At 55.2% G+C, this 24,421-nt stretch carries 21 protein-coding genes and 1 tRNA gene; 10 read left to right on the forward strand and 12 right to left on the reverse strand.

Features of this window, described 5'->3' with window-relative positions; all coding sequences use genetic code 11:
- Window positions 1-76: 76 nt before the first annotated feature.
- Complete coding sequence (locus BC777_RS01010; protein ID WP_100366313.1) at window positions 77-1,204, forward strand: aminotransferase class V-fold PLP-dependent enzyme; 1,128 nt, start codon at window positions 77-79, stop codon at window positions 1,202-1,204.
- Here the strand turns inward: BC777_RS01010 and BC777_RS01015 are convergent.
- Together BC777_RS01015 and BC777_RS01020 are read right to left on the reverse strand one after the other, a co-directional pair.
- Window positions 1,201-2,391, reverse strand: a complete 1,191-nt coding sequence (locus BC777_RS01015; RefSeq protein WP_100366314.1) for a UbiH/UbiF family hydroxylase — start codon at window positions 2,389-2,391, stop codon at window positions 1,201-1,203. The genes BC777_RS01010 and BC777_RS01015 overlap by 4 nt on opposite strands.
- A gap of 38 nt (window positions 2,392-2,429) precedes the next feature.
- Window positions 2,430-3,077, reverse strand: coding sequence for a pyrimidine 5'-nucleotidase (locus BC777_RS01020; RefSeq protein ID WP_100366315.1), 648 nt, complete (start codon window positions 3,075-3,077; stop codon window positions 2,430-2,432).
- A gap of 101 nt (window positions 3,078-3,178) precedes the next feature.
- Here BC777_RS01020 and BC777_RS01025 point away from each other — a divergent pair, with 101 nt between their 5' ends.
- Window positions 3,179-3,832 (forward strand): GntR family transcriptional regulator, encoded by a 654-nt coding sequence (locus tag BC777_RS01025; protein ID WP_100366316.1) that lies wholly within the window; start codon window positions 3,179-3,181, stop codon window positions 3,830-3,832.
- A gap of 106 nt (window positions 3,833-3,938) precedes the next feature.
- On the opposite strand, the gene carA is transcribed toward BC777_RS01025, so the two are convergent.
- The gene (gene carA / locus BC777_RS01030) at window positions 3,939-5,075 is read right to left on the reverse strand and encodes a glutamine-hydrolyzing carbamoyl-phosphate synthase small subunit (protein ID WP_100366317.1); all 1,137 of its coding nucleotides are present in this window, start codon (window positions 5,073-5,075) and stop codon (window positions 3,939-3,941) included.
- A gap of 175 nt (window positions 5,076-5,250) precedes the next feature.
- Here carA and BC777_RS01035 point away from each other — a divergent pair, with 175 nt between their 5' ends.
- Window positions 5,251-5,712, forward strand: coding sequence for a GatB/YqeY domain-containing protein (locus BC777_RS01035; RefSeq protein WP_100367944.1), 462 nt, complete (start codon window positions 5,251-5,253; stop codon window positions 5,710-5,712).
- Window positions 5,713-5,732: 20 nt separating this feature from the next.
- On the opposite strand, the gene BC777_RS01040 is transcribed toward BC777_RS01035, so the two are convergent.
- Window positions 5,733-6,221, reverse strand: coding sequence for a DUF2244 domain-containing protein (locus tag BC777_RS01040; RefSeq protein WP_100366318.1), 489 nt, complete (start codon window positions 6,219-6,221; stop codon window positions 5,733-5,735).
- Window positions 6,222-6,555: 334 nt separating this feature from the next.
- Between BC777_RS01040 and BC777_RS01045 the strand changes: the two genes are divergently transcribed.
- Complete coding sequence (locus tag BC777_RS01045) at window positions 6,556-8,181, forward strand: phosphate ABC transporter substrate-binding/OmpA family protein (RefSeq protein WP_100366319.1); 1,626 nt, start codon at window positions 6,556-6,558, stop codon at window positions 8,179-8,181.
- 187 nt (window positions 8,182-8,368) lie between these two features.
- Window positions 8,369-9,157, forward strand: a complete 789-nt coding sequence (locus BC777_RS01055; RefSeq protein ID WP_100366321.1) for a phosphodiesterase — start codon at window positions 8,369-8,371, stop codon at window positions 9,155-9,157.
- A gap of 44 nt (window positions 9,158-9,201) precedes the next feature.
- Here the strand turns inward: BC777_RS01055 and BC777_RS01060 are convergent, their stop codons facing one another.
- Window positions 9,202-10,107: a glycosyltransferase family 25 protein gene (locus BC777_RS01060; RefSeq protein ID WP_100366322.1), complete on the reverse strand. Its 906-nt coding sequence runs from the start codon at window positions 10,105-10,107 to the stop codon at window positions 9,202-9,204.
- A 24-nt stretch (window positions 10,108-10,131) separates the two neighbouring features.
- Entirely contained in the window at window positions 10,132-11,805 is a 1,674-nt protein-coding gene (gene ctaD / locus BC777_RS01065) for a cytochrome c oxidase subunit I (RefSeq protein ID WP_100366323.1), read from the reverse strand.
- Between the two features lie 207 nt (window positions 11,806-12,012).
- Here ctaD and BC777_RS01070 point away from each other — a divergent pair, with 207 nt between their 5' ends.
- On the forward strand, window positions 12,013-13,146 hold the full coding sequence (locus tag BC777_RS01070; RefSeq protein WP_100366324.1) for a carboxylate-amine ligase: 1,134 nt from the start codon (window positions 12,013-12,015) through the stop codon (window positions 13,144-13,146).
- A gap of 2 nt (window positions 13,147-13,148) precedes the next feature.
- Here the strand turns inward: BC777_RS01070 and lipB are convergent, their stop codons facing one another.
- Window positions 13,149-13,799 carry a lipoyl(octanoyl) transferase LipB gene (gene lipB / locus BC777_RS01075; protein WP_100366325.1) on the reverse strand — a complete coding sequence of 217 codons (651 nt, stop codon included), beginning with the start codon at window positions 13,797-13,799 and terminating at the stop codon, window positions 13,149-13,151.
- A gap of 107 nt (window positions 13,800-13,906) precedes the next feature.
- Here lipB and BC777_RS01080 point away from each other — a divergent pair.
- Window positions 13,907-13,993 (forward strand) — tRNA-Leu (locus BC777_RS01080).
- Between the two features lie 99 nt (window positions 13,994-14,092).
- On the opposite strand, the gene BC777_RS01085 is transcribed toward BC777_RS01080, so the two are convergent.
- From BC777_RS01085 to BC777_RS01095, 3 genes are all read right to left on the reverse strand, one after another.
- Window positions 14,093-15,718: a M10 family metallopeptidase C-terminal domain-containing protein gene (locus tag BC777_RS01085; RefSeq protein ID WP_100366326.1), complete on the reverse strand. Its 1,626-nt coding sequence runs from the start codon at window positions 15,716-15,718 to the stop codon at window positions 14,093-14,095.
- A gap of 108 nt (window positions 15,719-15,826) precedes the next feature.
- Window positions 15,827-16,702 (reverse strand): transferrin-binding protein-like solute binding protein, encoded by an 876-nt coding sequence (locus tag BC777_RS01090; RefSeq protein WP_133122498.1) that lies wholly within the window; start codon window positions 16,700-16,702, stop codon window positions 15,827-15,829.
- A 292-nt stretch (window positions 16,703-16,994) separates the two neighbouring features.
- The gene (locus BC777_RS01095) at window positions 16,995-17,537 is read right to left on the reverse strand and encodes a pseudouridine synthase (RefSeq protein ID WP_100367945.1); all 543 of its coding nucleotides are present in this window, start codon (window positions 17,535-17,537) and stop codon (window positions 16,995-16,997) included.
- A 173-nt stretch (window positions 17,538-17,710) separates the two neighbouring features.
- On the opposite strand from BC777_RS01095, the gene BC777_RS01100 reads away from it, so the two are divergent.
- Entirely contained in the window at window positions 17,711-18,991 is a 1,281-nt protein-coding gene (locus BC777_RS01100; protein WP_100366328.1) for a DUF3422 family protein, read from the forward strand.
- A gap of 76 nt (window positions 18,992-19,067) precedes the next feature.
- Window positions 19,068-20,369: a cytochrome-c peroxidase gene (locus BC777_RS01105; RefSeq protein ID WP_245834101.1), complete on the forward strand. Its 1,302-nt coding sequence runs from the start codon at window positions 19,068-19,070 to the stop codon at window positions 20,367-20,369.
- Here the strand turns inward: BC777_RS01105 and BC777_RS01110 are convergent.
- Both BC777_RS01110 and BC777_RS01115 read right to left on the reverse strand, forming a co-directional pair.
- Entirely contained in the window at window positions 20,366-21,832 is a 1,467-nt protein-coding gene (locus tag BC777_RS01110) for a CRTAC1 family protein (protein WP_100366330.1), read from the reverse strand. The genes BC777_RS01105 and BC777_RS01110 overlap by 4 nt on opposite strands.
- A complete protein-coding gene (locus tag BC777_RS01115; RefSeq protein WP_100366331.1) occupies window positions 21,829-23,094 on the reverse strand; it encodes an ROK family protein in 1,266 nt (421 codons plus the stop codon). The genes BC777_RS01110 and BC777_RS01115 overlap by 4 nt, the downstream gene beginning before the upstream one ends.
- A gap of 208 nt (window positions 23,095-23,302) precedes the next feature.
- On the opposite strand from BC777_RS01115, the gene xylF reads away from it, so the two are divergent.
- Window positions 23,303-24,331, forward strand: a complete 1,029-nt coding sequence (xylF, locus tag BC777_RS01120) for a D-xylose ABC transporter substrate-binding protein (protein WP_211095316.1) — start codon at window positions 23,303-23,305, stop codon at window positions 24,329-24,331.
- Window positions 24,332-24,421: the final 90 nt, after the last annotated feature.

Here is a 24,421-nt window from a genome sequence, read left to right on the forward strand (position 1 = left end):
GTATACCGAGATAGGCTTTGCTTTCATGCTGTCAGAGCGTTAGCCAACCAAGCAAATGGCATAGAGGACTTTTGATATGGATGGTGCGCCAACGCTTGTAGACCCTGATGGGCTGATGGAATTTTCGGTCGTCTTTACCGACCGCTCTCTCAATCATATGTCAAAGGCCTTTCAAGAGGTTATGACAGATATCTCAACCATGTTGTGCGAGGTCTATCATGCCGATCACGTTGCGTTGGTCCCCGGTGGTGGTACCTATGGGATGGAAGCCGTGGCGCGACAGTTTGGTGCGGGTGCGCATGCTTTCATTGTGCGGAACGGGTGGTTTTCCTATCGCTGGAGCCAGATTTTTGAGGCTGGTGACTTTACCACTCAAACGACTGTCATAAAGGCACGGCAAGCAGGGAATGACACGCGCGCACCCTTTGCCCCTGCGCCCATCGAAGATGTCGTCGCAGCAATCGCGGAGGCCAAGCCCGACGTTGTTTTTGCTCCTCATGTTGAAACATCTGCCGGAATCATCCTACCTGATGATTATATCAAGGCACTGGCGGACGCGGCACATGAAATAGGGGCGCTGATGGTCCTTGACTGCATTGCATCGGGTTGTGCTTGGGTTGATATGAAGGCCACGGGCGTGGATGTCCTGATTTCGGCACCGCAAAAGGGGTGGTCATCGACACCCTGCGCGGGTCTTGTGATGATGTCAGAGCGTGCATTGGTACGGCTGGATCAGACAACATCGGACTCTTTCAGCGTCGATCTGAAGAAATGGCATAGTATCATGCAGGCTTACCTGAATGGTGGCCATGCCTACCACGCCACCATGCCAACTGACGGCCTGCGAGCCTTCCGTGATACCATGCTGGAAACACGCGCCTTTGGATTTGAAAAACTCAAAGCGGCGCAGTGGAACTTGGGCAATGGTGTGCGCAAGCTGCTGGCAGACAAGGGCATACGTTCAGTCGCTGCGGACGGTTTTGGTGCGCCCGGTGTTGTCGTCAGCTATACTGATGATCCTGCCATCCAGAATGGATCAAAGTTTGTTGCCGAGGGCATGCAGATTGCCGCAGGTGTACCGCTGCAATGTGATGAGCCTGACGATTTCCGCACATTCCGATTGGGTCTCTTTGGGTTAGACAAGCTTTATGATGTGGATGCGACACTCGCACGTTTGGTCCCGGTTTTGGACAAAGTGCTTTAGCCTGCACCCAGACCCATCTGCATAAGGGTCTTGCGCACAGGTGTGACGCCATAAAGGGCTTCAATACCTTTGCTGCGTAGCGCTTGCATCGTTGGGCTTCCTGCGATGGATGCGCGGTTCAGCGCGTCAATACCAGTCACCCGAAGCTTGATATCGGGGTGACGTTTGCGGGCATAGGTATCCAGCATTGCGGGTGCGCCAAGTTGATCAGGCTGTGCAGTCGCAAGGTCCAAGAGGCACGACAGATCGCGCAGTGACATGTTCAAACCCTGCGCGCCGATGGGTGGCATCACATGGGCGGCCTCCGCCACCAACGCGGTGCGCGGGGCTGTGAGTGCATTGGCAACTTGGCTGATGATAGGCCAAAGGCTGCGGCGACTGGCGAGCTTGAGTGGCCCATACAGATAGGCAGACCGATCATTGGCCGCCGCCTCGAACGCGTTTTCGTCAAGTGTAGCGAGCCTGTTTGCCTCTGCCCCGTGCTCCATCCAAACAACGGCGGAGCAGGGTTTGCCGTCGTGATCGGGCAAGGGCACGAGTGTGAACGGCCCCCCTGCGCGGTGGATCTCGGTCGAGACATTCTGATGCGGCGCGTCATGGGTCACCGCAAAGGTCACCGCCTTTTGCCCGTAGCGCATTGTGCGCACATCGATCCGCGCATGTTGACGCACAGCAGAGTTACGCCCATCAGCACCAATAACCAGTTTCGTAGAGAGTTGGCTGCCGTCAGACAGCGTGACAATCGCCGTATCGCTGCGGGCAAGCATCCGGGCGAAGCCGATACCGGGACGAAAATCAACGTTCGGCAGCTCGTCTAGTCTGGCCACCATCTCACGGCGCAAGAGCCAATTAGGCAAGTTCCATCCAAAGGGCAATTCCGAGATATCAGCGGCATTGAAATCGCGGGTGACATGCGCATCGGTCCCGATATCGACAATCCGCATCACCTGAAGAGGCGTTGCATGTGCGGCAAGGCGAGGCCATAGCCCCGCGGCTTCAAGGAACTTCTGGGCGGGTTGCAGAAATGCTGTGGTGCGCAGATCCGCCCCGTCGGCGTCGCGGGCTGTCACGGGCGGCGTTGGATCGATGATAGTAACCTTGAAGCCGGCGGTCCCAAAGGCCGCAGCAGCGGTCAGCCCAGCGACACCGCCGCCTGCAATCACGATATCAGTCGAAATGCGTTCCATACAGGTGACATATGCTTCCGGGCAGGGGGCGGAAAGGGTTAGCGCGCAAGCTGCGACAAGAAATCCGCCAGATGGTCTGTGTGATGATGAATATGTTCTGCGTCGTCAGGGGCTTCGTGCACATGCACCGTCCGCATCCCCAACGCATGTGGGACGACAAGATTGCGCTTCTCATCTTCGAACATGGCGGCTTTCGTCGGTGTCATTCCATCCTTGGTAAAGACGGTCGAGAACGCATCTTGGGTTGGTTTCGGTTTGAAGTCAGCCTGTTCGACCCCATAAACAGCATCAAACTGGCTGGTCAGGCCGCGGGCTGCCAACACGCGCTTGGCGTGATTGTGTGATCCGTTGGTGTAGACAATCTTGCGCCCCGGCAGCGCTTTAATGGCGTTTGACAACATCTCATCCTCTTCCAGATGCGAGATGTCGATGTCGTGCACATCGGCCAGAAAATGGTGTGGATCGACGTCGTGGTGTTCCATCAGCCCTGTCAGAGTGGAGCCATATGCATCCCAATAATCAGCACACAGCTTGAGTGCGCCCGCATGATCCAACCCTGTCAGCCGCACCACATATGCCGAAAACCGTCCGTCCATCTGACCGAACAGATCCGCTGACGGCGGATAAAGCGTATTGTCGAGATCAAAGACCCATGTGTCCACATGGGCAAAATGTTGGGCTACCATAGGCGTAATCTAAGCGCGGTGTCGGAGGTGCGCAATTGCTTTGGCTTGATTGCAGGGCGGGCAGGGGCGTATGATTGTTCCAGCACGAAAGGTACCATGCGATGCAAGACCAACGCGCGTCCCAGAAAGACGCCTACGCCCTGATCCTCGAAGCGATTGACAGACATGTTTACAAACCTGGTGACAGGCTGGTTGAAAGTGAGCTGGCCGAAAGGTTTGGTGTGTCGCGCACACCGATCCGCGAGGCATTGCAACGGCTGGAAACACAGTCCTTGCTTACCCGCGACGGGCGGTCGCTGATCGTGGCCTCTCTGGATCATTCACAGTTGTCAGAGCTTTATGTCGTGCGCGGTGAGTTGGAGGGGCTGGCGGCCCGGCTTGCCGCCCGCCATGCTGCGCCAGAAGAGGTTAAGGTGCTGCGTGACATGTTGGACGCAGATCAGAAACTGGTTGGCGACCCCAAGGCGCTAAGCCGCGCGAACCGCCGTTTTCATAAGCAAATTCATCTTGCATCGCACAATCGCTTTCTGGTGCAGCAATTGGACTTGGTGCATCGTTCCATGGCGCTTTTGGCGACGACATCCATCGCGGTAGAGGGGCGGGGAGATGAAACCTTGCAAGAGCATGCAGCGATTGTTTCCGCGATTGAGGCCGGCGATGGCGATGCGGCGGACAAAGCACTGCGTGACCATATTTCAGAGGCGTTTGTGACCCGTTTGAAACTGGACGCTGAAGCTGTGGAAGCTGCAGAATAGCCCTACTGCAGCCCACTTAGAAAAGTGCACGAAGCAAACCAAAACACGTTAACCCAGAACAAAACGCTTCGTAGGTACAATTTGACCTAAAAGAGTTAAGCGATGGTTAAGCGCTCATCGCTTCGGCAAATCTTTCAAACAAATAATAGCTATCTTGCGGGCCAGGGCTGGCCTCGGGGTGGTATTGCACGCTGAACACGGGCCGGTTGGCGATACGAATCCCGCAATTGCTACCATCGAAGAGTGACACATGCGTCTCTTCCACACCGTCCGGCAGTGTCTGACTGTCTACGGTAAAGCCGTGATTCATCGACGTGATCTCAACCTTGCCGGTTTCCATATCCTTGACCGGATGGTTAGCGCCGTGGTGGCCGTGGTTCATCTTGATCGTTTTCGCACCGACGGCGAGGGCCAGCATCTGGTGACCCAGACAAATACCAAAGACGGGTAGATCAGCATCAAGTACACCCTTGATCATGGGCACTGCATATGCGCCAGTGGCCGCCGGATCTCCGGGACCATTGGACAGGAATACACCGTCGGGATTAAGCGCGAGCACGTCTTCCGCAGTCGCTGTTGCTGGCAGCACAGTCACGTCACAGCCAGCGCTGGCAAGACAGCGCAGAATGTTGCGTTTTGCGCCAAAATCAATTGCAACGACTTTATGCTTTGGATCGTTTTGGGGTGTATACCCTTCTGGCCATGCCCAACGCATTTCGTTCCAAGTGTAGGATTGCGCGCAGGTCACGTCCTTTGCCAGATCAAGACCCTCAAGCCCTTGGAAAGCGCGCGCTTTCTTGACCAGCGCCTCAATGTCAAAGTTGCCGTCAGGATCATGTGCCAGCGCCACATGCGGGGCACCTTGCTGCCGAATGGCACGGGTCAGACGCCGGGTATCCACACCGCCCATGCCGATGCGGTTGCGCTTGGCCAGCCAGGCCGTCAGCTCTTGGGTCGCGCGCCAGTTTGATGATTGGGTAGGGTCCCATTTCACAACCATACCTTCGGCCACCGGGTCAGCGGTTTCATCGTCTTCGGGGTTCACGCCGGTGTTGCCGATATGGGGGAAGGTGAAGGTCACGACCTGACCTGCATAGGACGGGTCGGTCATAATCTCCTGATAGCCGGTCATCGCGGTGTTAAAGCAAAGCTCGGCCACCGTTTCACCGGTGGCACCAAAGCCCATACCGTAAAAGATCGTTCCATCCGCAAGGGCCAGACAAGCCGTCGGTTTCTGTGCCATAATCAATCTCCCCGGATGCCAAATTGTGCTGGGTGTACGCAGGGTGGGGGGCATGGTCAAGGGCGGATTGCGCCCTTGCAAACAAGGGTTGACGTTGCGACGCGGGCGCTTGTTACTTGGGCGTGGGCGCACTATGTTGCCCATTCGTTTGACAGCAAATGTACGGGATACATTCATGGACATGCGCGACCGGGTCAATGCGGCCCTCAAGGATGCAATGCGTTCGAAAGAGGCGGATCGCCTTTCAACGCTGCGGTTGATCAATGCCGCGATCAAAGACAAGGATATCGCCGCACGCGGGTCCGGCGATGAAGATGCCGGGGTCAGCAACGATGATATCCTCGCGATTATGGGCCGCATGGTGAAACAACGGCAGGAAAGCGCGCGGGCCTACGAGGAAGGCGGGCGGCTGGAGCTGGCCGAGAAAGAACTGTCAGAGATCAAAATCATCGAAGAGTTCCTGCCCAAGCAATTGAACGCGGATGAGGCCGCCAATGCGATTGATGCGGCCATCACCGAAGTGGGTGCGACCAGTATTCGTGACATGGGCAAGGTGATGGGTGTGCTGAAAAGCAAATACACCGGTCGCATGGATTTCGGCAAAGCCGGTCCGATGGTAAAAGACCGCCTTGGGTAGGATGGGTGACATCACCCGTCTTAAGAACGCAAAGCCCGCTTAAGGTCATCATAAAGTGCTAACCGTTCCTCAACATCCAGGAACGCTCCGATCTCGACCTCCCGGTCTCCGCCGCGCAGCGTGATGTAGTTCTCTACCGGTCCGCCTTTGGGGTGCAGATGTACAGTCACCCAATAACGGTTGGCTTCCCACTCTTGTACGTCGCCCTTTGGGTTGTGGCGTGTCAGATGAGCCCGTGCTTCGTCTACGGTCAATTCTTCTAACACTTCGCCGCCCCGATAACTGACATGCAGTGCGTACCAGACACCTGCAATCATAAGGCCGCAGAACGGCAGGATACCCCAAAGGGCCGCCTGACCCAGAAGCGTTAAAAGCGGCAATGACACCAAGGCCGCGGTGCCACCGATAAACAAGACAAAATCTTTGCGCAGCAAAGACCTGTAGGGCCAAAGGCTAAGTTGCCATCGGGGTGTATCATGGGGCGGTTCAGGTGACCATTCATAAGGCATGGGCTGGAAATAGTGCGCGGTACCGCAACGGTCAATTGGTACCCGTGCAAGGTGCCCATATGCTGTCAGCACCTCGCGTATTTCGATCCGCGATTAAGCGAGGTGGCGGCCGCCTGAGGGCACTGTTGCCCACAAAGCTGATCAAAAATTATGCAAAAATATTAATACTTGACCACAAATAAAAGTTTACTCGTGTAAAAATGTGACGCCTCATATCGCGTTTTGAAAACCAGCGATGATGTTTTGACCACCAAAATACGCCTATCTAAGCTAATTTAAGGGGTACAATTATTCATTAACGCCCCCTTGCATTAATCTAGGAGGAGTGAATTTCATGACAAAACAAAAGCAAAGTTTAAGCAGTCCGAGCGGATTGATTGGAACTGTTGTCGCCGCCATTCTTGCGTCTCAACCGTTGATTGCCGCGCCAGTTCTTTTGGAGTCCGGTGATGGTGTCATCTCGATCGACGGCGAACTTGTTTCATTCGAAGATGGATTTTACAGTGTAAATACAAGCTTGGGTAACTTGCGGGTCTCTGCAGATCTGGTGACATGTTCTGGTGAAGGCTGCCCGACCGAAGTTGCGTCCGCTGATGCGCGGCCCGAACGGCGACCCGCACCGCGACGCGATGACCTTGTCAACATTTCGGGGTCGGATGCGATTGGCAGTACGTTGATGCCATTGTTGGTTGAAGGTTACGCAGACAGCTTTGACGGTGCGGTTCAGGTTGAGCGGAACAATGATGTAGAAAAGATCCTGTTGGCTATCGAAGACGGTGGTTTTGGTGAAGAGCGCACGGGGTTCCGTATTATGTCATCGCTCTCATCTGATGCCTTTGCAAATCTGATTGGGCGTTCGACCGAAATTGGGATGTCGTCAGAGCGAATCCCACAGGCGTCTGCTGACATTCTTGCACGCAACGGTGCAGGTGATATGCGCAGTGCAGCCAACGAACATCTGCTGGCGTTGGATAACATCGTGGTGATTGCCCACCCTGATAACCCGCTAGACACTGTTTCCATGACCCAGCTGGGTGACATTTATGCTGGCCGGATCAGCAATTGGTCTGAAATCGGCGGCCCGAACGCACCTATCAGGGTGGTGAACCGGATGGCAAACACGTCAACCCGCACGGTTTTCGAAGACAGGGTATTCCGTGATGTTGCACCTGGTTTACCTGTCAATCAGGTGGGCGCAGGTGACTTTGAAGACGTCGCTGATGAGGTCTTTGCCGATGAGACGTCAATCGCCTATGTGCCGCTTCCGTTCATACGTGGTACAAAGCCGATGAACATTATCAACGAATGCGGAATCGTCATGACGCCCGACGCGTTCTCGGCCCGCACTGAGGAATACAACCTCGGCCGCTTCCTCTACCTTTATACGCGTGGCGATATCCTTTCGCCTGAAGCTGCCGATTTTCTTGACTTTGCAAAGTCAAACGATGCCGACAGTGTTATCCTGAAGGCTGGCTATATTGACCTTGGTGTTGCCCGTCAGGCGCAGGATATGACGGGTTTTCGCGCGACCCAGTTGCGTAATAACTCTGCAACCGGCCTAGAGGCACAGGTTACCGGCGATATGCTGTCGGCCATGCGGCGGCATGATCGCTTGTCCGCGACCTTCCGCTTTCAAACCGGGAGCGCGCAATTGACCGACCGCGGTGAGCTGAACCTCGACCGTCTGGCTGACTATGCAGAAGATTTGCCTGCCGGGTCACGCCTCGTGTTTGTGGGTTTTGCTGACTCTGTCGGGCCGTTCGCAAATAACCTGCCGCTGTCAGAAGCACGTGCAGCACAGGTGCTACGTGCCTTCCGTGATCGCGCTGGCGCAAGTCTGGATGGCATTCAAACAACGTCGCTGGGCTTTAGCGAGCTTGCACCGGCATCTTGTAACACCACCGAAGAAGGGCGTGCGATCAACCGCCGGGTGGAAGTCTGGATCGCTAACGAAAGCTGATCACAGACAGGCGGTTTTGCAAGCAGTCTGACCGCCCATCAAAATGATAGCAAACCCGGCCTTATGGCCGGGTTTTTCTATTTCAGGTTGCCTGTGCTGACCGGCCGGTATTTTCACGATTGTAGTTGACCTGCCAATCCCGCAAACTGGTACTGCAACAGATCGTTTGGTCAGGAAAGTGCGGAATATGACAAAGATCATCTGGATGTCAGATCCGCATTTGCAAGCGGAAGGAACGATTGATGGCCTCGACCCGCGCAAGCGCTTGGACGCTGCGATCGCCTTCATAAACGCACATCATGCCGATGCAGATTTTGCTGTTCTCACAGGTGATCTTGTCGGTGACGACATCGCTGGAGATTATGCTGCGATTGCGCAGCATTTGGCGGTCTCTCATATCCCGATCCATCCATTGATGGGCAACAATGACGACCGCGCGGGGTTTCGTGCTTCTCTTGCGCTGCCGGAAACCGCTATGCCAGGTTTTGTTCAGTACAGGCTTGATATGGCGAACGCGACCTACCTCTTCCTTGATACACATAAGGTGGGATCACATGCGGGACAGTTCTGCGCGGCACGGCAAGCATGGCTGGATGACGCCTTGGGCAAGTCGCCGGGTAAGCCAGCCTATATCTTCATGCATCATCCGCCGCTGGCACTTGGGCTGCCCAAACAAGACGAAATCATGTTGGAAGACGCCGCAGCCTTTCTTGATTTGATGACGGCGCATAACAACGTCAAACACCTCTTTATGGGGCATGTTCACCGACCGACAGCTGGCACAGTACGGGGTATCCCCTTTGCAACTTTGGGTGCTGTATCGTTTCAGGCGCCGGGGCCACGCCCCGCATGGGATTGGGACAGCTTCAAACCTGCGAAAGAGGCACCACAACTGGGCGTTTTGCTGATAGAGGACGAAACAGTCGTTCTGCAGTATACGCAGTTCTGTGAATATGCGGTTGGTGTCGAAGTATAATCGCGCGAGCACGATGAACGAAAAGGGGCCTCTGTTTTGAGAGGTCAGTCATTGAAGTCGATTTCACGCCAAACGTAGTTTGGATGTAGCTTTCGATAAGAATGCAATAAAGCAGGTGGGAGCTTCAGAAACGGACGCTTGAATTCACGCCAGATCTTGCGCCACCCGAAAGGGAGCTTTGGCCTACGCGCGCGCTTAGGGTATCCAATTGTTGAATTTATGACATCGGCTGGTGCCGGCGCATCACCCTTGTGCAGATAATGCTGAATGCAGACTGCTGGATTAAGTTGTAGAAATTCCAAACCAAGAAAATCAGGGTCTGAGCAACAGAACATCTGAACATCCACAGGCGCTTTGATGACGTCTGTTTGCGCAAGCAGCGATCGTGCGGCGGATTTTGAAATGATGTACCCCGCCGTCCCCTTCAGGTCAGTCATTGGCCGTGCGATCGTAAAGTCTGTATCTGGTAGGGATTTTTCATTCGCGTACCATGCGTCCACAACCGATGTATCAATCTTAATGCATTCGCAATCTTCGGGAATCCAGTCTATTTCGCAAAGTAGTGTAGCAAACCCTTTTGACATGTTTACGTCATCTTCCAGAACAACCGCATATGGCTCTGGTCCCTCTGCCACTATCTTCCAGAATGCGCGATGGCTCAGAAAACAGCCAATTTGGCCTCCATTAAGGTTCCAGAAACTGCGCGCTCTCTCTGACAGGTTAGGTCTGTTTTCTTTATCCAGCAAACGCCCGTCTACTGCGGCAAGCCGCTTTGCCGATACACCGATTGTCTTCAGCATTTCTTGCATATGCTCTCGTCGCGCGTGAGAGCGGTCGAGGTTGATGTAATAGCAGGGCAGTGGCGTAGAGCGGTTTCCCAAATGAGACCTCGTTATTCGTATAACTTGTGTTTCAAAAAGTAATAGCCCCGCCGGGATCGGCGGGGCCATGCCATAATTCAAAGATGTTTTGCGCTAATGCGCGTGCTGCTTGTCCCAGTCAGACTGCTTTGGCAGCGTCTCGAACGTGTGCTCTGGTGGTGGGCTTGGCAATGTCCACTCCAGCGTATCTGCATATTCGTTCCAAGGGTTGTTCTCGGTGACGCGCTTGCCCTTTGTCAGGGTCCAGACCATTACACCGATGAAGAACAGGAACGATGCGAATGACAGGAACGCACCCCAGCTTGAGATATAGTTCCAGTACGCAAACGCCTCTGGGTAGTCGATGTAACGACGTGGCATACCCTGACGGCCCAGGAAGTGCTGTGGGAAGAATGTCAGGTTCGCGCCGATGAACATCGCCCAGAAGTGTAGCTTGCCGGCCCATTCAGGATACATACGGCCCGACATTTTCGGCAGATAAAAGTAGATACCCGCGAAGATCGAGAAGACCGCGCCAAGGCTCATCACATAGTGGAAGTGCGCCACGACATAGTAGGTATCGTGATACACACGGTCCACACCGGCCTGTGACAGAACGATGCCTGTCACGCCGCCCAAGGTGAACAGGAACAGGAAGCCAAAGGCCCAAAGCATTGGCGTCTTAAACTCAACCGAACCGCCCCACATGGTGGCAATCCAGCTAAAGATTTTCACACCTGTTGGTACGGCAATAACCATAGTCGCCAGCATGAAGTAGGACTGCTGCGTCAGCGACATGCCCACGGTGTACATGTGGTGCGCCCAAACGACGAAGCCTAACACACCGATCGCGACCATCGCATAGACCATTGGCAGATAGCCAAAGATCGGCTTACGCGAGAATGTTGCGATGATGTGGCTGATGATACCAAAGCCGGGGATGATAATGATGTAGACCTCTGGGTGACCAAAGAACCACAAAATGTGCTGATAGAGGATCGGGTCACCGCCCCCTTCAGGTTGGAAGAAGGTCGTGCCAAAGTTACGGTCGGTCAGCAGCATTGTGATCGCGCCAGCCAGAACGGGCAGGGCCAGAAGGATCAACCATGCTGTCACAAAGATTGACCAGGCAAAAAGTGGAACCTTATGCAAAGTCATACCGGGTGCACGCATATTCAGGAAAGTGGTGATCATATTGATTGCACCAAGGATCGAAGACGCACCTGACAAGTGCACCGCAAAGATCGCCAAATCCATCGACATGCCGGTTTCCGATGTGGAAAGCGGCGCGTACATTACCCAGCCAACGCCGGAGCCCGCCTGCCCATTGCCGCCCGGTGCCAGCATCGAAGCCACACCAAGAGACGCACCCGCCACGAACATCCAGTAAGACAGGTTGTTCAGGCGTGGGAACGCCATGTCCGGTGCACCAATTTGCAGTGGCATAAAGTAGTTACCAAAGCCGCCAAATAGCGCTGGAATAACCACGAAGAACATCATCAAGACGCCGTGGTAGGTGATCAATACGTTCCAGAGGTGGCCGTTTGGCGTGCAATCGCCTGCGGCAGCGGCTGTCAGGCGTGCGCCCTCAAGGCACATGTATTGCACGCCAGGTTCCATCAGCTCCATGCGCATGTAGACGGTGAAGGCGACCGAGATAAAGCCAAGGATACCTGCAGTAAACAGATACAAGATGCCGATATCTTTGTGGTTTGTGGACATAAACCAGCGGGTAAAGAAACCGCGCTCGTCTTCGTGTGCGTCGCCGTGGATGGCTGCGTCTGCCATTTGGCTCTCCTCGTATTGGCTACTTTGAGCGCCGCCGAGTCGTTGCAGGGCGAGCGTTTGGCACGGTTCTAATGCGTAGATGCTTAAGGAGCAACAAAGGATGCACCTGTTTGCATGGGTTAATTTGGCGCAGGGGCTTGTTTGATCTGAGGCACTGACGGGCTTTCCCATTGCCGATAGGCTAGCCTAAGGGAGAAAGGGTTCAGCATGGGTCAAGACACGCCGCCATTCACTATTGGGATCGAAGAAGAGTATCTGCTGGTTGATCTGGAGACCTACGCATTAGCACAGGCCCCTGACAGTCTGATTGACGCCTGCAAAGCCGATCTTGCGGGTAAAGTTAGCCCCGAATTTCTGCAATGTCAGATCGAGATTGGTACAGGGATCTGCGATACAATCGGTGAAGCACGCAACGACATTGCGCATTTGCGCCGCACTGTCGCGGGTCACGCGGCAGACTATGGTTTGGCCCCGATTGCCGCGTCTTGTCACCCGATTGCGGACTGGAAGGATCAGCATCACACTGACAAGGCGCGATACAACAAATTGCGCCGTGATCTGGCGGGCGTTGCCCGGCGCATGTTGATCTGCGGGATGCATGTGCATGTGGGCATCCCTGACCAAGAGATGCGGATTAATTTAGTAAACCAACTCAAATACTTCCTGCCACATCTGCATGCGCTTTCGGCATCATCACCCTATTGGCAAGGGGTTGATACAGGCATGAGTTCGTACCGCCTGACAGTCTTTGACAACCTGCCGCGCACTGGCCTGCCGCCCTATATGAAAGACTGGGCGCAGTTTTCCTCGACCGTTGAAACGCTGATTGATCTCGGCCTGATCGAGGATGCCTCTAAAATCTGGTGGGACCTGCGCCCTTCCTCCAAATTCCCCACAATCGAATCTCGCATCTGTGATGTCGCCCCACGTATGGAAGTGACCCTAACACTGGCGGCCCTGACCCAATGTTTGACCCGCATGCTCTGGCGCAAGTCTATGGGTGGCGACGGTTGGCAGGTGGTGCATAACTTTATGGTTGGTGAAAACCGCTGGCGGGCGCAGCGCTATGGGATATCTGAAGGGCTGATCGACTTTGGACGCAAAAAACTGATCCCGTTCTCGCAGGCGGTGGACGAGATACTAGAATTGATCGCTGAAGACGCCCTAGCGCTGGACTGTGTGCAAGAGGTCAACGCTGCGCGCGATATCTTGGCGCAAGGCACCAGTGCTGACCAGCAACGCAAGGTCTATGCTGCATCTATTGGTGCAGGTGCGAGTGAGAAAGAGGCGCTGAACGCCGTCGTTGCATCACTGGTCGCAGATTTCGGGGCGGATTTGTAAGATCAATCTGCAAAAACCTTTGCAAAATTAGCTTTTAACGCCACATCCAGATCGTCCATTGTGACCGGCAGCCCCAGATCAACCAGTGATGTCACCCCATGGTCGCGGATGCCGCAGGGCACGATGCCGTCGAAGTGACTCAGGTCTGGTTCGACGTTGATCGATAACCCGTGAAACGACACCCATTTGCGCAGGCGAATACCAAGAGCCGCGATCTTGTCTTCCGCGACAGAGCCATCAGCGTGACGTGGTTTCTGGGGCTGTTGCACCCAGACACCGACGCGCCCGTCGCGGATTTCACCTTTGACGTTGAAGCTGTCCAGCGTCGCGATCACCCAAGTCTCAAGGTCTTTGACAAACTGGCGCACGTCATGGCCACGTTTGCCCACATCCAACATGACATAGGCCACCCGCTGTCCAGGGCCGTGATAAGTGTATTCGCCACCTCGGCGCGCTTCGTAGACTGGAAAGCGATCGGGATCGACCAGATCATCGGGCTTGGCCGATGTCCCTGCGGTGTAAAGGGGAGGGTGTTCAAGCAACCATATGCATTCTTCTGCGGTGCCATCGATGATCCCGGCGACACGGGTTTCCATAAAGGCCAGCGCATCCTCATAGTCAGTGAGCGCGTCGGTTGTGATCCATTTCACCATTGTGTTGGCGTAACCCCCGCGCGACGCGATGAAAAGGGGGTGATTTCCCTCTTGGCATCGCAAATCCGCTCGTCTATGAGTGCCGCACTTACCAAGCTAGTGGTCTTGCGGTCGTGGCGGAATTGGTAGACGCGCAGCGTTGAGGTCGCTGTGAGGTAACACTCGTGGGGGTTCGAGTCCCCCCGACCGCACCAGAACCAAAACAGGTTATGGTTATGGCGGCAGATGATGCGACTACGCCAATTAACCAAATGCCCTCGTTTGTTCCCCTCAACTGATGTCTGGCATTGCGATTAAAGAATAAAATCGCTTTCACTTAGCCCGGTTACACCGTCGACGAAGATTTCCAGATCGGCGTTTCCGTCGCCGTTGCTATCCATCTGGATAATGGTGTCGCCACCGTTTTCGTTCAGGCGGACTTCTCCCGATGTACCGCTGAAACCAGCAGTACCGACAAAAGAAAGACCGTCGATATTTGACAAATCAATATCGTCGATGCCGGTCTGAAAATCATTGATTGTATCGCGGTTTCCGCTACCGGCCAGACTGTCACTGACAAACTGGAAAACGAAATCATCGGCACCGGAGCCGCCGGTTAATGTATCACTACCAAGACCACCGATGATGATATCGGCGCCACCGTCACCACTGATCGTATCATCGCCGCGCCCGCCATAAAGGGTGTCGCCGCTATCCCCACCGGAAATAACATCATCGCCGCTACCGCCAAAGATCGTGTCAACGCCGCTACCGCCGGTAATCGCGTCAAAACCGGAACTGCCAAAGATCGTGTTTGTCCCGCTAGTGGCGTTGATCTCATCAGAACCAGAGTTCCCGTCAGCATAGTCGTTCCCAGAGCCCGTATTGATTTCGTCATCACCTTGGCCGCCGTAGATATCATCGGAGCCGCCATTGCCGGTCAGTGTGTTGTCAGCGTCGTTCCCGATCAGCAGGTCATCGCCTGACCCACCAGTGGCGTTTTCGATCACCACACCATTTGCGATGGTAAAACCGCCTGCCAGACCATCAGCGGTAGAGATAAAGCCGCCGCCGCCGTCGGCATATTGCAGCGTTGCGGCGCGCAGGTCGATCATCACATCTGCTGATCCGGTGTAGCGTATGGTATCTGTACCACCGGTATCCCAGATTGAAACCCAGGCATCATCACCGATATCATAGATGTTGTTGCCAGAGTTGTAGGTCGTGTTAGCGCCGTAGAGATCTTGCAGGATCGCGATATCCAGTGCCATTGGCGTTGCGGCATGGCCGCTATTGTTCGATGACGGTGCGCCCAGCCAGCCGTCATTATACGACATAATGGTATAAACCTCTTGGTTCAGGTCAAAATCACCATAGAACCCAAAAGGGTAATTTGAATTTGTGCTGTCTGCGTCTAGACCATTCAGTACATTATCGCCGTCATGCGGATGGCTTAGCCCCAGACCGTGCAAGATTTCGTGGATGATGGTTGAAAAACCCAAGCCCCCAGCTTCAAGTCCGCCTGATGTGTTCCAGCCAAAACCATTCGCGTTAAACGCACCCATAACGTCGCGGTTGTCACCAGCGAAGGCTGGTAGATAAAAATACCCCAAGAAACCAGCACTTGGGAATTCATCATCATCAAGTACAACTTGGAAATCAGCGTTAGCGTCAGATGTCTCGGTGAATGTTACGTCAATGTAGTTCGAGATAGATGCAACTGCCGCCATGAAGCGTTGTATTTCATAGTCACTCCACCCATCCGACTCAATCTCATCAGCGCCAGAAGGATCATTGATTTGGTCGGCAACATTTGCATCCTGCCCGTTGGACACAAAATAGATCGAAATGGCGTTGTCAGTACGATAGCCACCACTGTCGAGCGCATTTGTCGGGCAATCCGCTGCGATACCAGAAACGCTGGCCGAGGTATTGGCCATAGCTTGACATACTTGACACACGGGAACTCTACTCCTGAAATACGATTTTCAACATTTATTTGACCATGGAATTATGGCGATAATTTGGGGATTTATTGCTTCATAGCATTATGGGGTCACAATGAAGGAGCCGGCACCTTCGAAACTGTTGCCGCCGACCGATACATCGACACCCAGCACACCACCAACCTCGTCAGCATCAGGTCCGAAGAATGTGGCGTCAATTGATGAACTTCCAACGCCATTGCATCCGCTCGTACATTCCAGACCACCGCTAAAGCCATTCCCGGACAAAGCGATACTGTCTGCATCCAGGTTAACTGTGGTTGAACCGTTAAGTGTACCATCAATATCGACACCAGCGCTGTCGCCGACAAAATCAACTGTGATCGTAATGTCGCCTTCATATTCCGTATCGACAGGCCCGCCGTCCAACGACCCGGTTGCTTGAAAATCACCGTTGTAAATCAGGCTGCCAGTTGTGCGCGCCGCAATGACAGTCGGGTCTGTTTCAAAGCCGAACACATAGGCGCCCGCACCGGTTGTGCCGCTGCTGTCCACGACATCAATATCGAAAACAGCCGTATACGTACCGACGCGATTGGGTTCAAAGGTCAGAAGCACCTCATCACCATTAAGGTTGCCACTGCCATTGCTGATTATCACAGTTTCACCAAAAATCTCGATGGTGCCATCAAGATCATTCAGTCCACCGTCAAAGAAGTCGCGGTTTACCGTTATCGTGACGTTTTCGATGTCTGGCGCGTTGCCTTGTTCGACAGTTGCTGCAAGCGATGTCGCAGCCACACCTTCCGCATCATCAAGGGATTGGCCTTCTGCACCAAAGGGCAGGCCATTTGGACCAGGCGTGCCGCCGCCCCCACCGCTATCGGTGTTGCTTCCGCCGTCACCGCCACCGCCACCGCAGGCGGTCAGCGTCATCACCATGAGCAAAGGCAGCGTTGTCGCAAGACGCATTGTCATCTTTGTCCCCCATCAAGCAAAGTACCGTTTAATTTGATATGCTTGGCCTTTATGTCCAAATCATGTCAAGGAGCAGCAACAAAATAAGATGCCGACGTTCGAAGGGCTGACATATCCTTATAAGTGTCTGACGTCAGACAGGCCCCGTCGCCTTATCGTCTTGTGCGGTTGACCCTGTTTGAGTTCACCGATCACACGACGTCCCGCAATATCAATGTTGATTTGGAAAACAGACGATTGTTAACGCCTGGCCAGTTTGGGGGGGCTTTCAGTTACTCTGACCGCACCTACGCTAACCATTGATCCATGTCCCCGTTTCAATCCCATCCAACGTCCAGCTTCCCACACGCCAGCGTATCAGCCTTAGTGTCGGGAACCCGATATGTGCTGTCATGCGACGCACCTGCCGGTTGCGCCCTTCGCTGATTGTGATCTCGATCCATGTATCTGGTATAGATTTCCGAAAGCGCACAGGCGGGTCGCGATCCCAAAGTGGCGGTGGATCGATCAACCGCAGCTTTGCAGGCCGGGTTGGCCCGTCTTTGAGCGCGACGCCATCGCGCAGTGGGGCAAGGTCGCGGTCGGTTGGTGCACCTTCGACCTGCACCAGATAGGTCTTGCTCATCTTGTTTTTGGGATCTGCGATGCGGGCTTGCAGTTTTCCATCATTCGTCAGCACCAACAAACCCTCGCTATCTCGATCCAACCTGCCTGCTGGATAGACGCCGGGTACATCGACAAAGCCCGACAGCGTAGGACGCGGTGTGGGGCTTTTTGCATCTGTGAACTGTGACAAAACGCCGAAGGGTTTGTTGAATAGGATGAGCTTGGACATGATCTTGCCTAGCGCGCGCATTGGGTGACGTCTAGGCCGCTTGCCTACGTGATGACATAAGCATCGGTATACTGTTGTATTCCATTAAGTATTTAATAATTAACGTATTTTTTATTTACTCCCCACGAAATGACGTTAGTTTGCTTTGAGAATTGCGACAAAAGGTACAGGCGATGCCGCCAATCGATGATCATCCCCTGCGCTATGCGATGGCGAATGAATTGCACGCCCGCCCGTTTCCTGTGGTTGATGCCCCCAGCCGTGCGGCCTATCTGGCGATCAAACCCTCCAGCAACGCAGCAGGCCGTGACCGGGCAGCTGATCGCGCGCATCTGATTGATTTGCTTGACCGTTTCGGCGCACAGCATCCGCAACCTGATGCGACCCACTATTTTGGCGAGATCGGCAAACATCGCCTTAAATGGGAAAGCCATACAGAGTTTGTGACCTACACCATCTTTGGCGAAGGGTTGGCCGATAGGCCTTTTGATGACGCCACTTTCGGGGTCTTCCCCGAAGACTGGCTGGCGGCGGCACCGGGGACGCGCGTCACATCCGCTTTGATCCGTATCGAAACCGCTGACGGTGATGAGGGCGTCATCGAAAAGGCGCGCGCGTGGTTTGTGCCTGAAAGCCTTGCCATCAGCCGTGTGATTGAAGACGATCTAGTTGTTGCCGCAGATTTCCGCATCGATCCTGCGGGGCACATGCGTTTTGCCGTCTTTGCACGTCCGCATGTTGGTAACCGCCGCGTCGGGCGGGTTGTGCAGCGGCTGTGCGAGATAGAGACCTATAAAGCGATGTCGATGCTGGGCCTCTACCGCGTCCGTGAACTGGGTCCGAAGATGGGAGAGTTCGACACCCGTTTAACGAGCTTGCTTGAGGATATGCGCGGTGCTGATGCGGACCCGGCAGAGGTTTTGCAATCTCTGCTCGCGGTGTCCGCCGAGATTGAGAACACGATTGCCCAATCGTCATTTCGTTTTGGTGCGACAGGGGCTTACGAGACGATCGTAAATCAACGTATCGCTGTTTTGCGCGAAGAACGCTTTACCGGACGTCAGACCTTTGGCGAATTTATGATGCGCCGCTTTGATCCTGCGATGCGCACCGTGAAATCAACTCAAGAGCGTTTGCAGGCCATGTCTGATCGTGCGTTGCGCGCTGGTGATCTTTTGCGGACAAGGGTGGATGTTGAACGTTCCGCGCAAAATCAGGAACTGCTCACCAGCATGGACAAGCGTGCCGATCTACAGCTGCGTTTGCAGCGCACGGTCGAGGGGCTCTCAGTTGTCGCAATCAGCTATTACGCCGTCAATCTGGTGCTGAACTTAACCGGCCCGCTGGAAGAAAGCTTTGGGCTGAGCAAGGCAGTGATGGCTGCCGTGACCACGCCTATCGTGGTAATGTTGGTTTGGGCTATGGTGAACCGGATCAGAAAGAGCATGGATTAATCCGTCGCACTTGTACGTTGGCCCATCCATGCTAACCATAGCCCAAGGCAAGGGCAGGTAGGTGATGCGGATAGTGATGAGTATGGCAATGGTGATGATCGCAGCTGCTGCATCTGCCGGTGAATTGCCCGCTCCACTAACCGACGCTGATTTCGCGCCCGTGGATGCCGCAGAGGCCCGTTTAGGCCAGCTTTTGTTTTATGATCCAATCTTGTCCGGGAACCGCAATGTATCTTGTGGGACCTGTCATCATCCGGCCTTTGGGACGGGTGATGGGTTATCGTTGGGTATGGGCGACGGCGGTATCGGCCTTGGGCCGCAACGTGTCGCCGATCCGGCCAATATGCCCGAACAGCGCATTCCGCGAAATTCGCCCGCTCTGTTTAACCTTGGCGCGCACGAGTTCACTGTTCTTTTCCATGACGGCCGGATTGAGGTGGACCCGGACCGCCCCGGCGGTCTGCGCACGCCGCTGGATGCCGATATGGTCACTGGCTTTGCCTCGCTTTTGTCAGCGCAAACCATGTTCCCGGTGCTTAGCCCCGATGAAATGGCAGGGCATTACAGCGAAAACGATGTCGCGCAAGCTGTGCGCCGGGGCGTGATTACGGGGCAGGGCGGGGCTTGGGATATCATTGCACGGCGGGTGGGTGATGTTCCTGCCTATGCGGGGTCATTTACAGCGGTCTACGATCATATTGATGCGCCCGATCAGATCACATTCGCAGATATCTCAAACGCCATTGCGGCATTCATGGCTTTCGAATGGCGCTCTGACACTGCACCCTTCGATGCAGTGCTGCGGGGTGAGGCGACCTTGCCGGAACCCGCCGCAACAGGGATGACCCTGTTTTATGGCGATGCAGGATGCGCTAGTTGCCACAGCGGTCCGTTTCTGACGGACCATGCATTTCATGCGATGGCTGCGCCTCAGATCGGCCCCGGTAAGGCGGCACGCTTTGAAAGCCATGCCCTTGATGAAGGGCGGTTCCGGGTTACAGGTGATCCCGCCGACCTCTACGCTTTTCGGACGCCGTCGTTGCGCAATATCGCATTGACCGCGCCTTATGGGCACGCCGGTGCGCATGCGGATTTACGTAGCTTTGTTGCAGCGCATCTTGATCCGATAAACGGATTGCAAAACTACGATCTGAGCGCTGCTGTCTTGCCAGACCTGCCCGTGGATGATGCGCGGGGTTTGGCAGACGCAGAAGCGATTGCGGCAGCGGTGACCTATGAGGTGCGTGATATCAGTGAGGCAGATTTAACCGCTTTACTGGCCTTCCTTGATACGCTGACGGACCCGGCGGCGACACAGGACCGGTTGGGTGTTCCCACAACTGTTCCCAGTGGCTTGTCTGTGGACACCCCCGGCTAGCGGTCGATGCGCAGCGTTTCGTTTGCAGGGCCTTGGTGCGTCGTTATTATGCCGTCAGGCCATGTCACATTGACCAGTACTTCTGACGCGGCACCCAACCCAAAATGCAAAGGCAGCGCCTTTCCACCCGCATGCCCGCCACCCACGGTCACTTGCTGGCTTTGGCTTTGATCGCCGTTCTCGACCACAACGGTTGCGCCTATTGCGTTCACATTATGGCCCGGTTGCCCCAGTGCGACGGCCAGCCAATCACCTGTATCCGGCGTTACATTGCGGTAAAGCTCCATGCGCGCGCGCCGGTTCATCACCACCAGATCCAATCGCCCGTCACTATCGAAATCGGCCAAAGCGGCGCCGCGTGACCGTTCCTTTGTTGCGACACCAGCAGTCGCGGCGGTTTCACGAAAGGTGCCATCAGAGTTCTGCATCAGCAGGTTGTTGGGGTCATTGATCGCCAAACCCGGCATCTGATCGACATTGCCCTTTGCAATAAACAAATCAGCGCGGCCATCGTTATCGATATCGGCGAATTCAGCGTGCCACCCGGTCGAAGGCCGCCCGTCATCGCCCGTATGGGGACGCTGGGCATAGGTCCCGATTGTGAAGGGGGCGGGGGCATAGGTGCCATCGGCACCTGCGATTTGCATCAGCTGATCGCCCATTGAGGTCAGCATGACCTCGTCCCGGCCATCGCCGGTCAGATCACGGCTGGCAATGCCCATGCCCCAGAGAGAGATGTTTTGCCAGCCATCCTCTTCCCCTAGAAACCTCTGATCTGTGATGTCCCACATCTGTTCATAGCCCCCGCGGACATAATAGTGGCGGTCGTTAGAGATACGTAAGGTGGGTCGCCCACGGGCATCATTGGCCGCGAGTATCGAAAGCGGGCAAAAACCGGGTGTCAGAGGGGTCGCGAAATAATCGCCTTGGCCTTGTCGCAGGATATAGTTGTCATCACACGCCCCAAACGGACCTTCGGGATCCGCGCGATCAACATAGTTGCCAACGGCCATGGTCAGGATGTCGTCGGCGTCCCACCATGCTGAAAAGGCTGTTGTCCAATCATCCGAAGGCGGCAAAAAGCTACCTTCGGCAAAGCCACAGGTGCCATCCCCCATCATCAACTGGTTCTGGCCCACGCGCATTACAAACAGATCCATCGCCCCATCGCCATTGATGTCCAGCGGGTAAGCGCCAGTGACGCCGGTAATGTCATCAAGAGGGGCGGCATTGAACCGAAAGTCACCCTCATTGACCATCAGCTTGGCAGGGTTCGCACCCCCTGCGGCAAAAAGATCGGGCAGATCATCGCCGTTGCAGTCAAAGACGGCGATACCACCACCTACAAAATGTTCCCAGCCGCCATCATAGATATGCTCTGGCAGCCCATCCGAACGATCCTTGAATAGCGGGTCAGCGATAGCGGGGCTGGCTGCAAGAAGGGCTGCCAGAATGCGGATCATGCGCGCGCCTCGCCCAAGGCGGCGTCTGTCACGGCCTCAAGAGCAAGCGCAGTTGCACCGCGTGCCCAGATCATCCCGCCCCATGCGTGAATTTCGACCTTACAGGGCGTGCGCCCATCACTAAGGGTCAGTTTCTGCATCTCGGCAAGCACCTCTTCTGAATAGAGGAAGTCATATTGCATTCGTTCACCTGACAGGATGATCAGGCCGGGGTCAAACAGTTGGACCACGTTCGAAAGCCCGGCAGAAAGGTAGCGGCCCGCGCGGCGGAAAATCGTGCGCGCTGCCTCATTCCCGGATTTCGCCTGAGCGAACAGCGCCTCAAGCATTTCACTGGGGCTCTGCAACATGCGTGGATCGCGGTGCAGGGCAGTTGCTGCCTCGCGGGCGAGGGCGTAGTCAGCCAGATAAGCCTCAAGGCAGCCGCGCTGGCCGCAACGGCAAAGCGCGCCATCCAGTTGCACTTTGGTATGGCCCAACTCCAACCCCATCCCGCGTGCGCCACGGAACAGGCGGTTGTCCAGCACCAGCCCCATGCCGACGCCGTTTTCGATTGTGACCACGGCAAAATCGGAAATCGACCGCCCCGCGCCAAACCAAAGCTCTGCAAGGCTTAGGACGTTGGTGTCGTTGTCCACATGCACCGGGACACCAAAGCGCGACAGAAAGGCGGAACGCAGATCAATATCCGGTACGGTCAGAAAGGGCGACCAGGACACGGTGCCAGTGTCATGATCAACGATGCCGGGCATCCCGATGCCCACGGCAGAGATATCTGACAGTGGTTTGCCAGCCTCTTTCAATGCCAGGTCCATCAGCACATCGATCTCTTCCAACAGTGCATTCAGCGATTTGCGCCCCGGTGCCGATGGCAGGGTTGCATGGGCCACGATACGACCAGCAAAGTCTGTCAACACCGCAGAGTGTGTTTCGTCAGAGAGTTTGATCCCGATGACATAGCGGGCCTCTGGCACCACTTCGAGCGCGACCGGGGGTCTGCCACGCCCTGCTTCGCGGGGCAATCCTTCGACCTCGCGCAACAAACCTGCGCTGATCAAATCAGCGGTCAGGGTGGTGGCAGAGCCTGCACTGATCCCTATGGCTCGCGTCATATCCGTGCGCGCGGCGCGGCCGGCGGCGCGGACATGTTCAAAAACTTGTTGCCGCAGGGGCTTGGCGTCGGGGGTGTCTGTTGACAACAATGGGCCACAGCCAGCCGTCGCCTCCGATTCGTTGTCTTCTTCTGCTATGACATCATACATAGTTCAGACCTTGAATTAATTTTGTCAAAGAAACTCATAAAACACACCTATTTTTCTAACTTGCCCAATAATTCGGCGAGTTCAAAGCCTTATTTTTGTATTTTGCGGCAAATTTTATTTTGACAACTGAATTTAATAAGTCATGCTGATTGACATGGGGTCAAAAGGCCCGCGCCCCAATGCATGGGGCACACTTAGGGAGGAAAATATGCATAAATCCGTTATTGCCGCGGCCATCGTCGCTGCTGGTGTCACCACCGCTGCATTTGCCGATGGTCACAGCGTCACCGTAGGCGTCAGCTGGTCGGACTTTCAGGAAGAGCGTTGGAAAACCGACGAAGCTGCCATGCTGGGCGCGCTCGAAGCTGCAGGTGCTGAGTATCTGTCTGCCGATGCGCAATCTTCTGCAACCAAGCAGTTGGCAGATGTTGAAAGCCTGATCACACAAGGCGTTGATGCGCTGATCATTCTTGCGCAAGACGGTGCGTCTATTGGTCCGGCACTTGATGCCGCAGAGGCCGCTGGCATCCCCGTTATCGGCTATGACCGTCTGATCGAGGACCCACGCGCATTCTATCTGACATTCGACAACGTTGAAGTGGGCCGGATGCAGGCCGCAGCGGTGTTTGAAGCACAGCCGGAAGGCAACTATGTCTTCATCAAGGGCTCACCAACTGACCCGAACTCTGACTTCCTGCGTGGCGGCCAGCAAGAGGTGCTGCAAGCCGCCATCGACAGCGGTGCAATCACTGTTGTGGGTGAAGCCTATACTGATGGCTGGCAGCCATCGAATGCGCAGCGCAACATGGAGCAGATCCTGACGCAGACCAACAACGAAGTTGATGCGGTTGTAGCATCTAACGACGGTACCGCTGGTGGTGTTGTGGCGGCTCTTGCCTCGCAGGGTATGGACGGTCTGCCGGTGTCCGGTCAGGATGGTGACCATGCCGCGCTGAACCGTGTAGCGCTTGGCACGCAAACTGTATCCGTGTGGAAAGACAGCCGTGAGCTGGGCCGCAATGCAGGTGAGATCGCTGTCGCGCTGGCTGGTGGTACGTCTATGGCTGACGTCGCAGGCGCTGCTGAATTCACATCGCCAGGCGGTGTGACCGTTACCTCCATGCTGTTGGCCCCACAGCCGATCACACAAGACAACCTGAACCTTGTTCTGGATGCAGGCTGGATCGAAAAAGACGTTCTTTGTCAGGGTGTCTCGGGCCTCGCAGTCTGCGAATAAGCGGGCGCCATACGATATAAGCCCTATCCGCCAAGGCGGGTGGGGCTTGCTAACAAGACGGTCCTGCCAAAGGGCTGAAGGGGAGGGAGC

Origin of the sequence: Yoonia maricola (assembly GCF_002797915.1) — a bacterium.
GTDB lineage: Bacteria > Pseudomonadota > Alphaproteobacteria > Rhodobacterales > Rhodobacteraceae > Yoonia > Yoonia maricola.

Coding starts and splice junctions, on each gene's coding strand:
- BC777_RS01010 (WP_100366313.1), top strand. CDS start 77: ATGGATGGTGCGCCAACGCTTGTAGACCCTGATGGGCTGATGGAATTT.
- BC777_RS01015 (WP_100366314.1), bottom strand. CDS start 2,391: ATGGAACGCATTTCGACTGATATCGTGATTGCAGGCGGCGGTGTCGCT.
- BC777_RS01020 (WP_100366315.1), bottom strand. CDS start 3,077: ATGGTAGCCCAACATTTTGCCCATGTGGACACATGGGTCTTTGATCTC.
- BC777_RS01025 (WP_100366316.1), top strand. CDS start 3,179: ATGCAAGACCAACGCGCGTCCCAGAAAGACGCCTACGCCCTGATCCTC.
- carA (WP_100366317.1), bottom strand. CDS start 5,075: ATGGCACAGAAACCGACGGCTTGTCTGGCCCTTGCGGATGGAACGATC.
- BC777_RS01035 (WP_100367944.1), top strand. CDS start 5,251: ATGGACATGCGCGACCGGGTCAATGCGGCCCTCAAGGATGCAATGCGT.
- BC777_RS01040 (WP_100366318.1), bottom strand. CDS start 6,221: ATGCCTTATGAATGGTCACCTGAACCGCCCCATGATACACCCCGATGG.
- BC777_RS01045 (WP_100366319.1), top strand. CDS start 6,556: ATGACAAAACAAAAGCAAAGTTTAAGCAGTCCGAGCGGATTGATTGGA.
- BC777_RS01055 (WP_100366321.1), top strand. CDS start 8,369: ATGACAAAGATCATCTGGATGTCAGATCCGCATTTGCAAGCGGAAGGA.
- BC777_RS01060 (WP_100366322.1), bottom strand. CDS start 10,107: ATGGCCCCGCCGATCCCGGCGGGGCTATTACTTTTTGAAACACAAGTT.
- ctaD (WP_100366323.1), bottom strand. CDS start 11,805: ATGGCAGACGCAGCCATCCACGGCGACGCACACGAAGACGAGCGCGGT.
- BC777_RS01070 (WP_100366324.1), top strand. CDS start 12,013: ATGGGTCAAGACACGCCGCCATTCACTATTGGGATCGAAGAAGAGTAT.
- lipB (WP_100366325.1), bottom strand. CDS start 13,799: ATGGTGAAATGGATCACAACCGACGCGCTCACTGACTATGAGGATGCG.
- BC777_RS01085 (WP_100366326.1), bottom strand. CDS start 15,718: ATGGCCAATACCTCGGCCAGCGTTTCTGGTATCGCAGCGGATTGCCCG.
- BC777_RS01090 (WP_133122498.1), bottom strand. CDS start 16,702: ATGACAATGCGTCTTGCGACAACGCTGCCTTTGCTCATGGTGATGACG.
- BC777_RS01095 (WP_100367945.1), bottom strand. CDS start 17,537: ATGTCCAAGCTCATCCTATTCAACAAACCCTTCGGCGTTTTGTCACAG.
- BC777_RS01100 (WP_100366328.1), top strand. CDS start 17,711: ATGCCGCCAATCGATGATCATCCCCTGCGCTATGCGATGGCGAATGAA.
- BC777_RS01105 (WP_245834101.1), top strand. CDS start 19,068: ATGAGTATGGCAATGGTGATGATCGCAGCTGCTGCATCTGCCGGTGAA.
- BC777_RS01110 (WP_100366330.1), bottom strand. CDS start 21,832: ATGATCCGCATTCTGGCAGCCCTTCTTGCAGCCAGCCCCGCTATCGCT.
- BC777_RS01115 (WP_100366331.1), bottom strand. CDS start 23,094: ATGTATGATGTCATAGCAGAAGAAGACAACGAATCGGAGGCGACGGCT.
- xylF (WP_211095316.1), top strand. CDS start 23,303: ATGCATAAATCCGTTATTGCCGCGGCCATCGTCGCTGCTGGTGTCACC.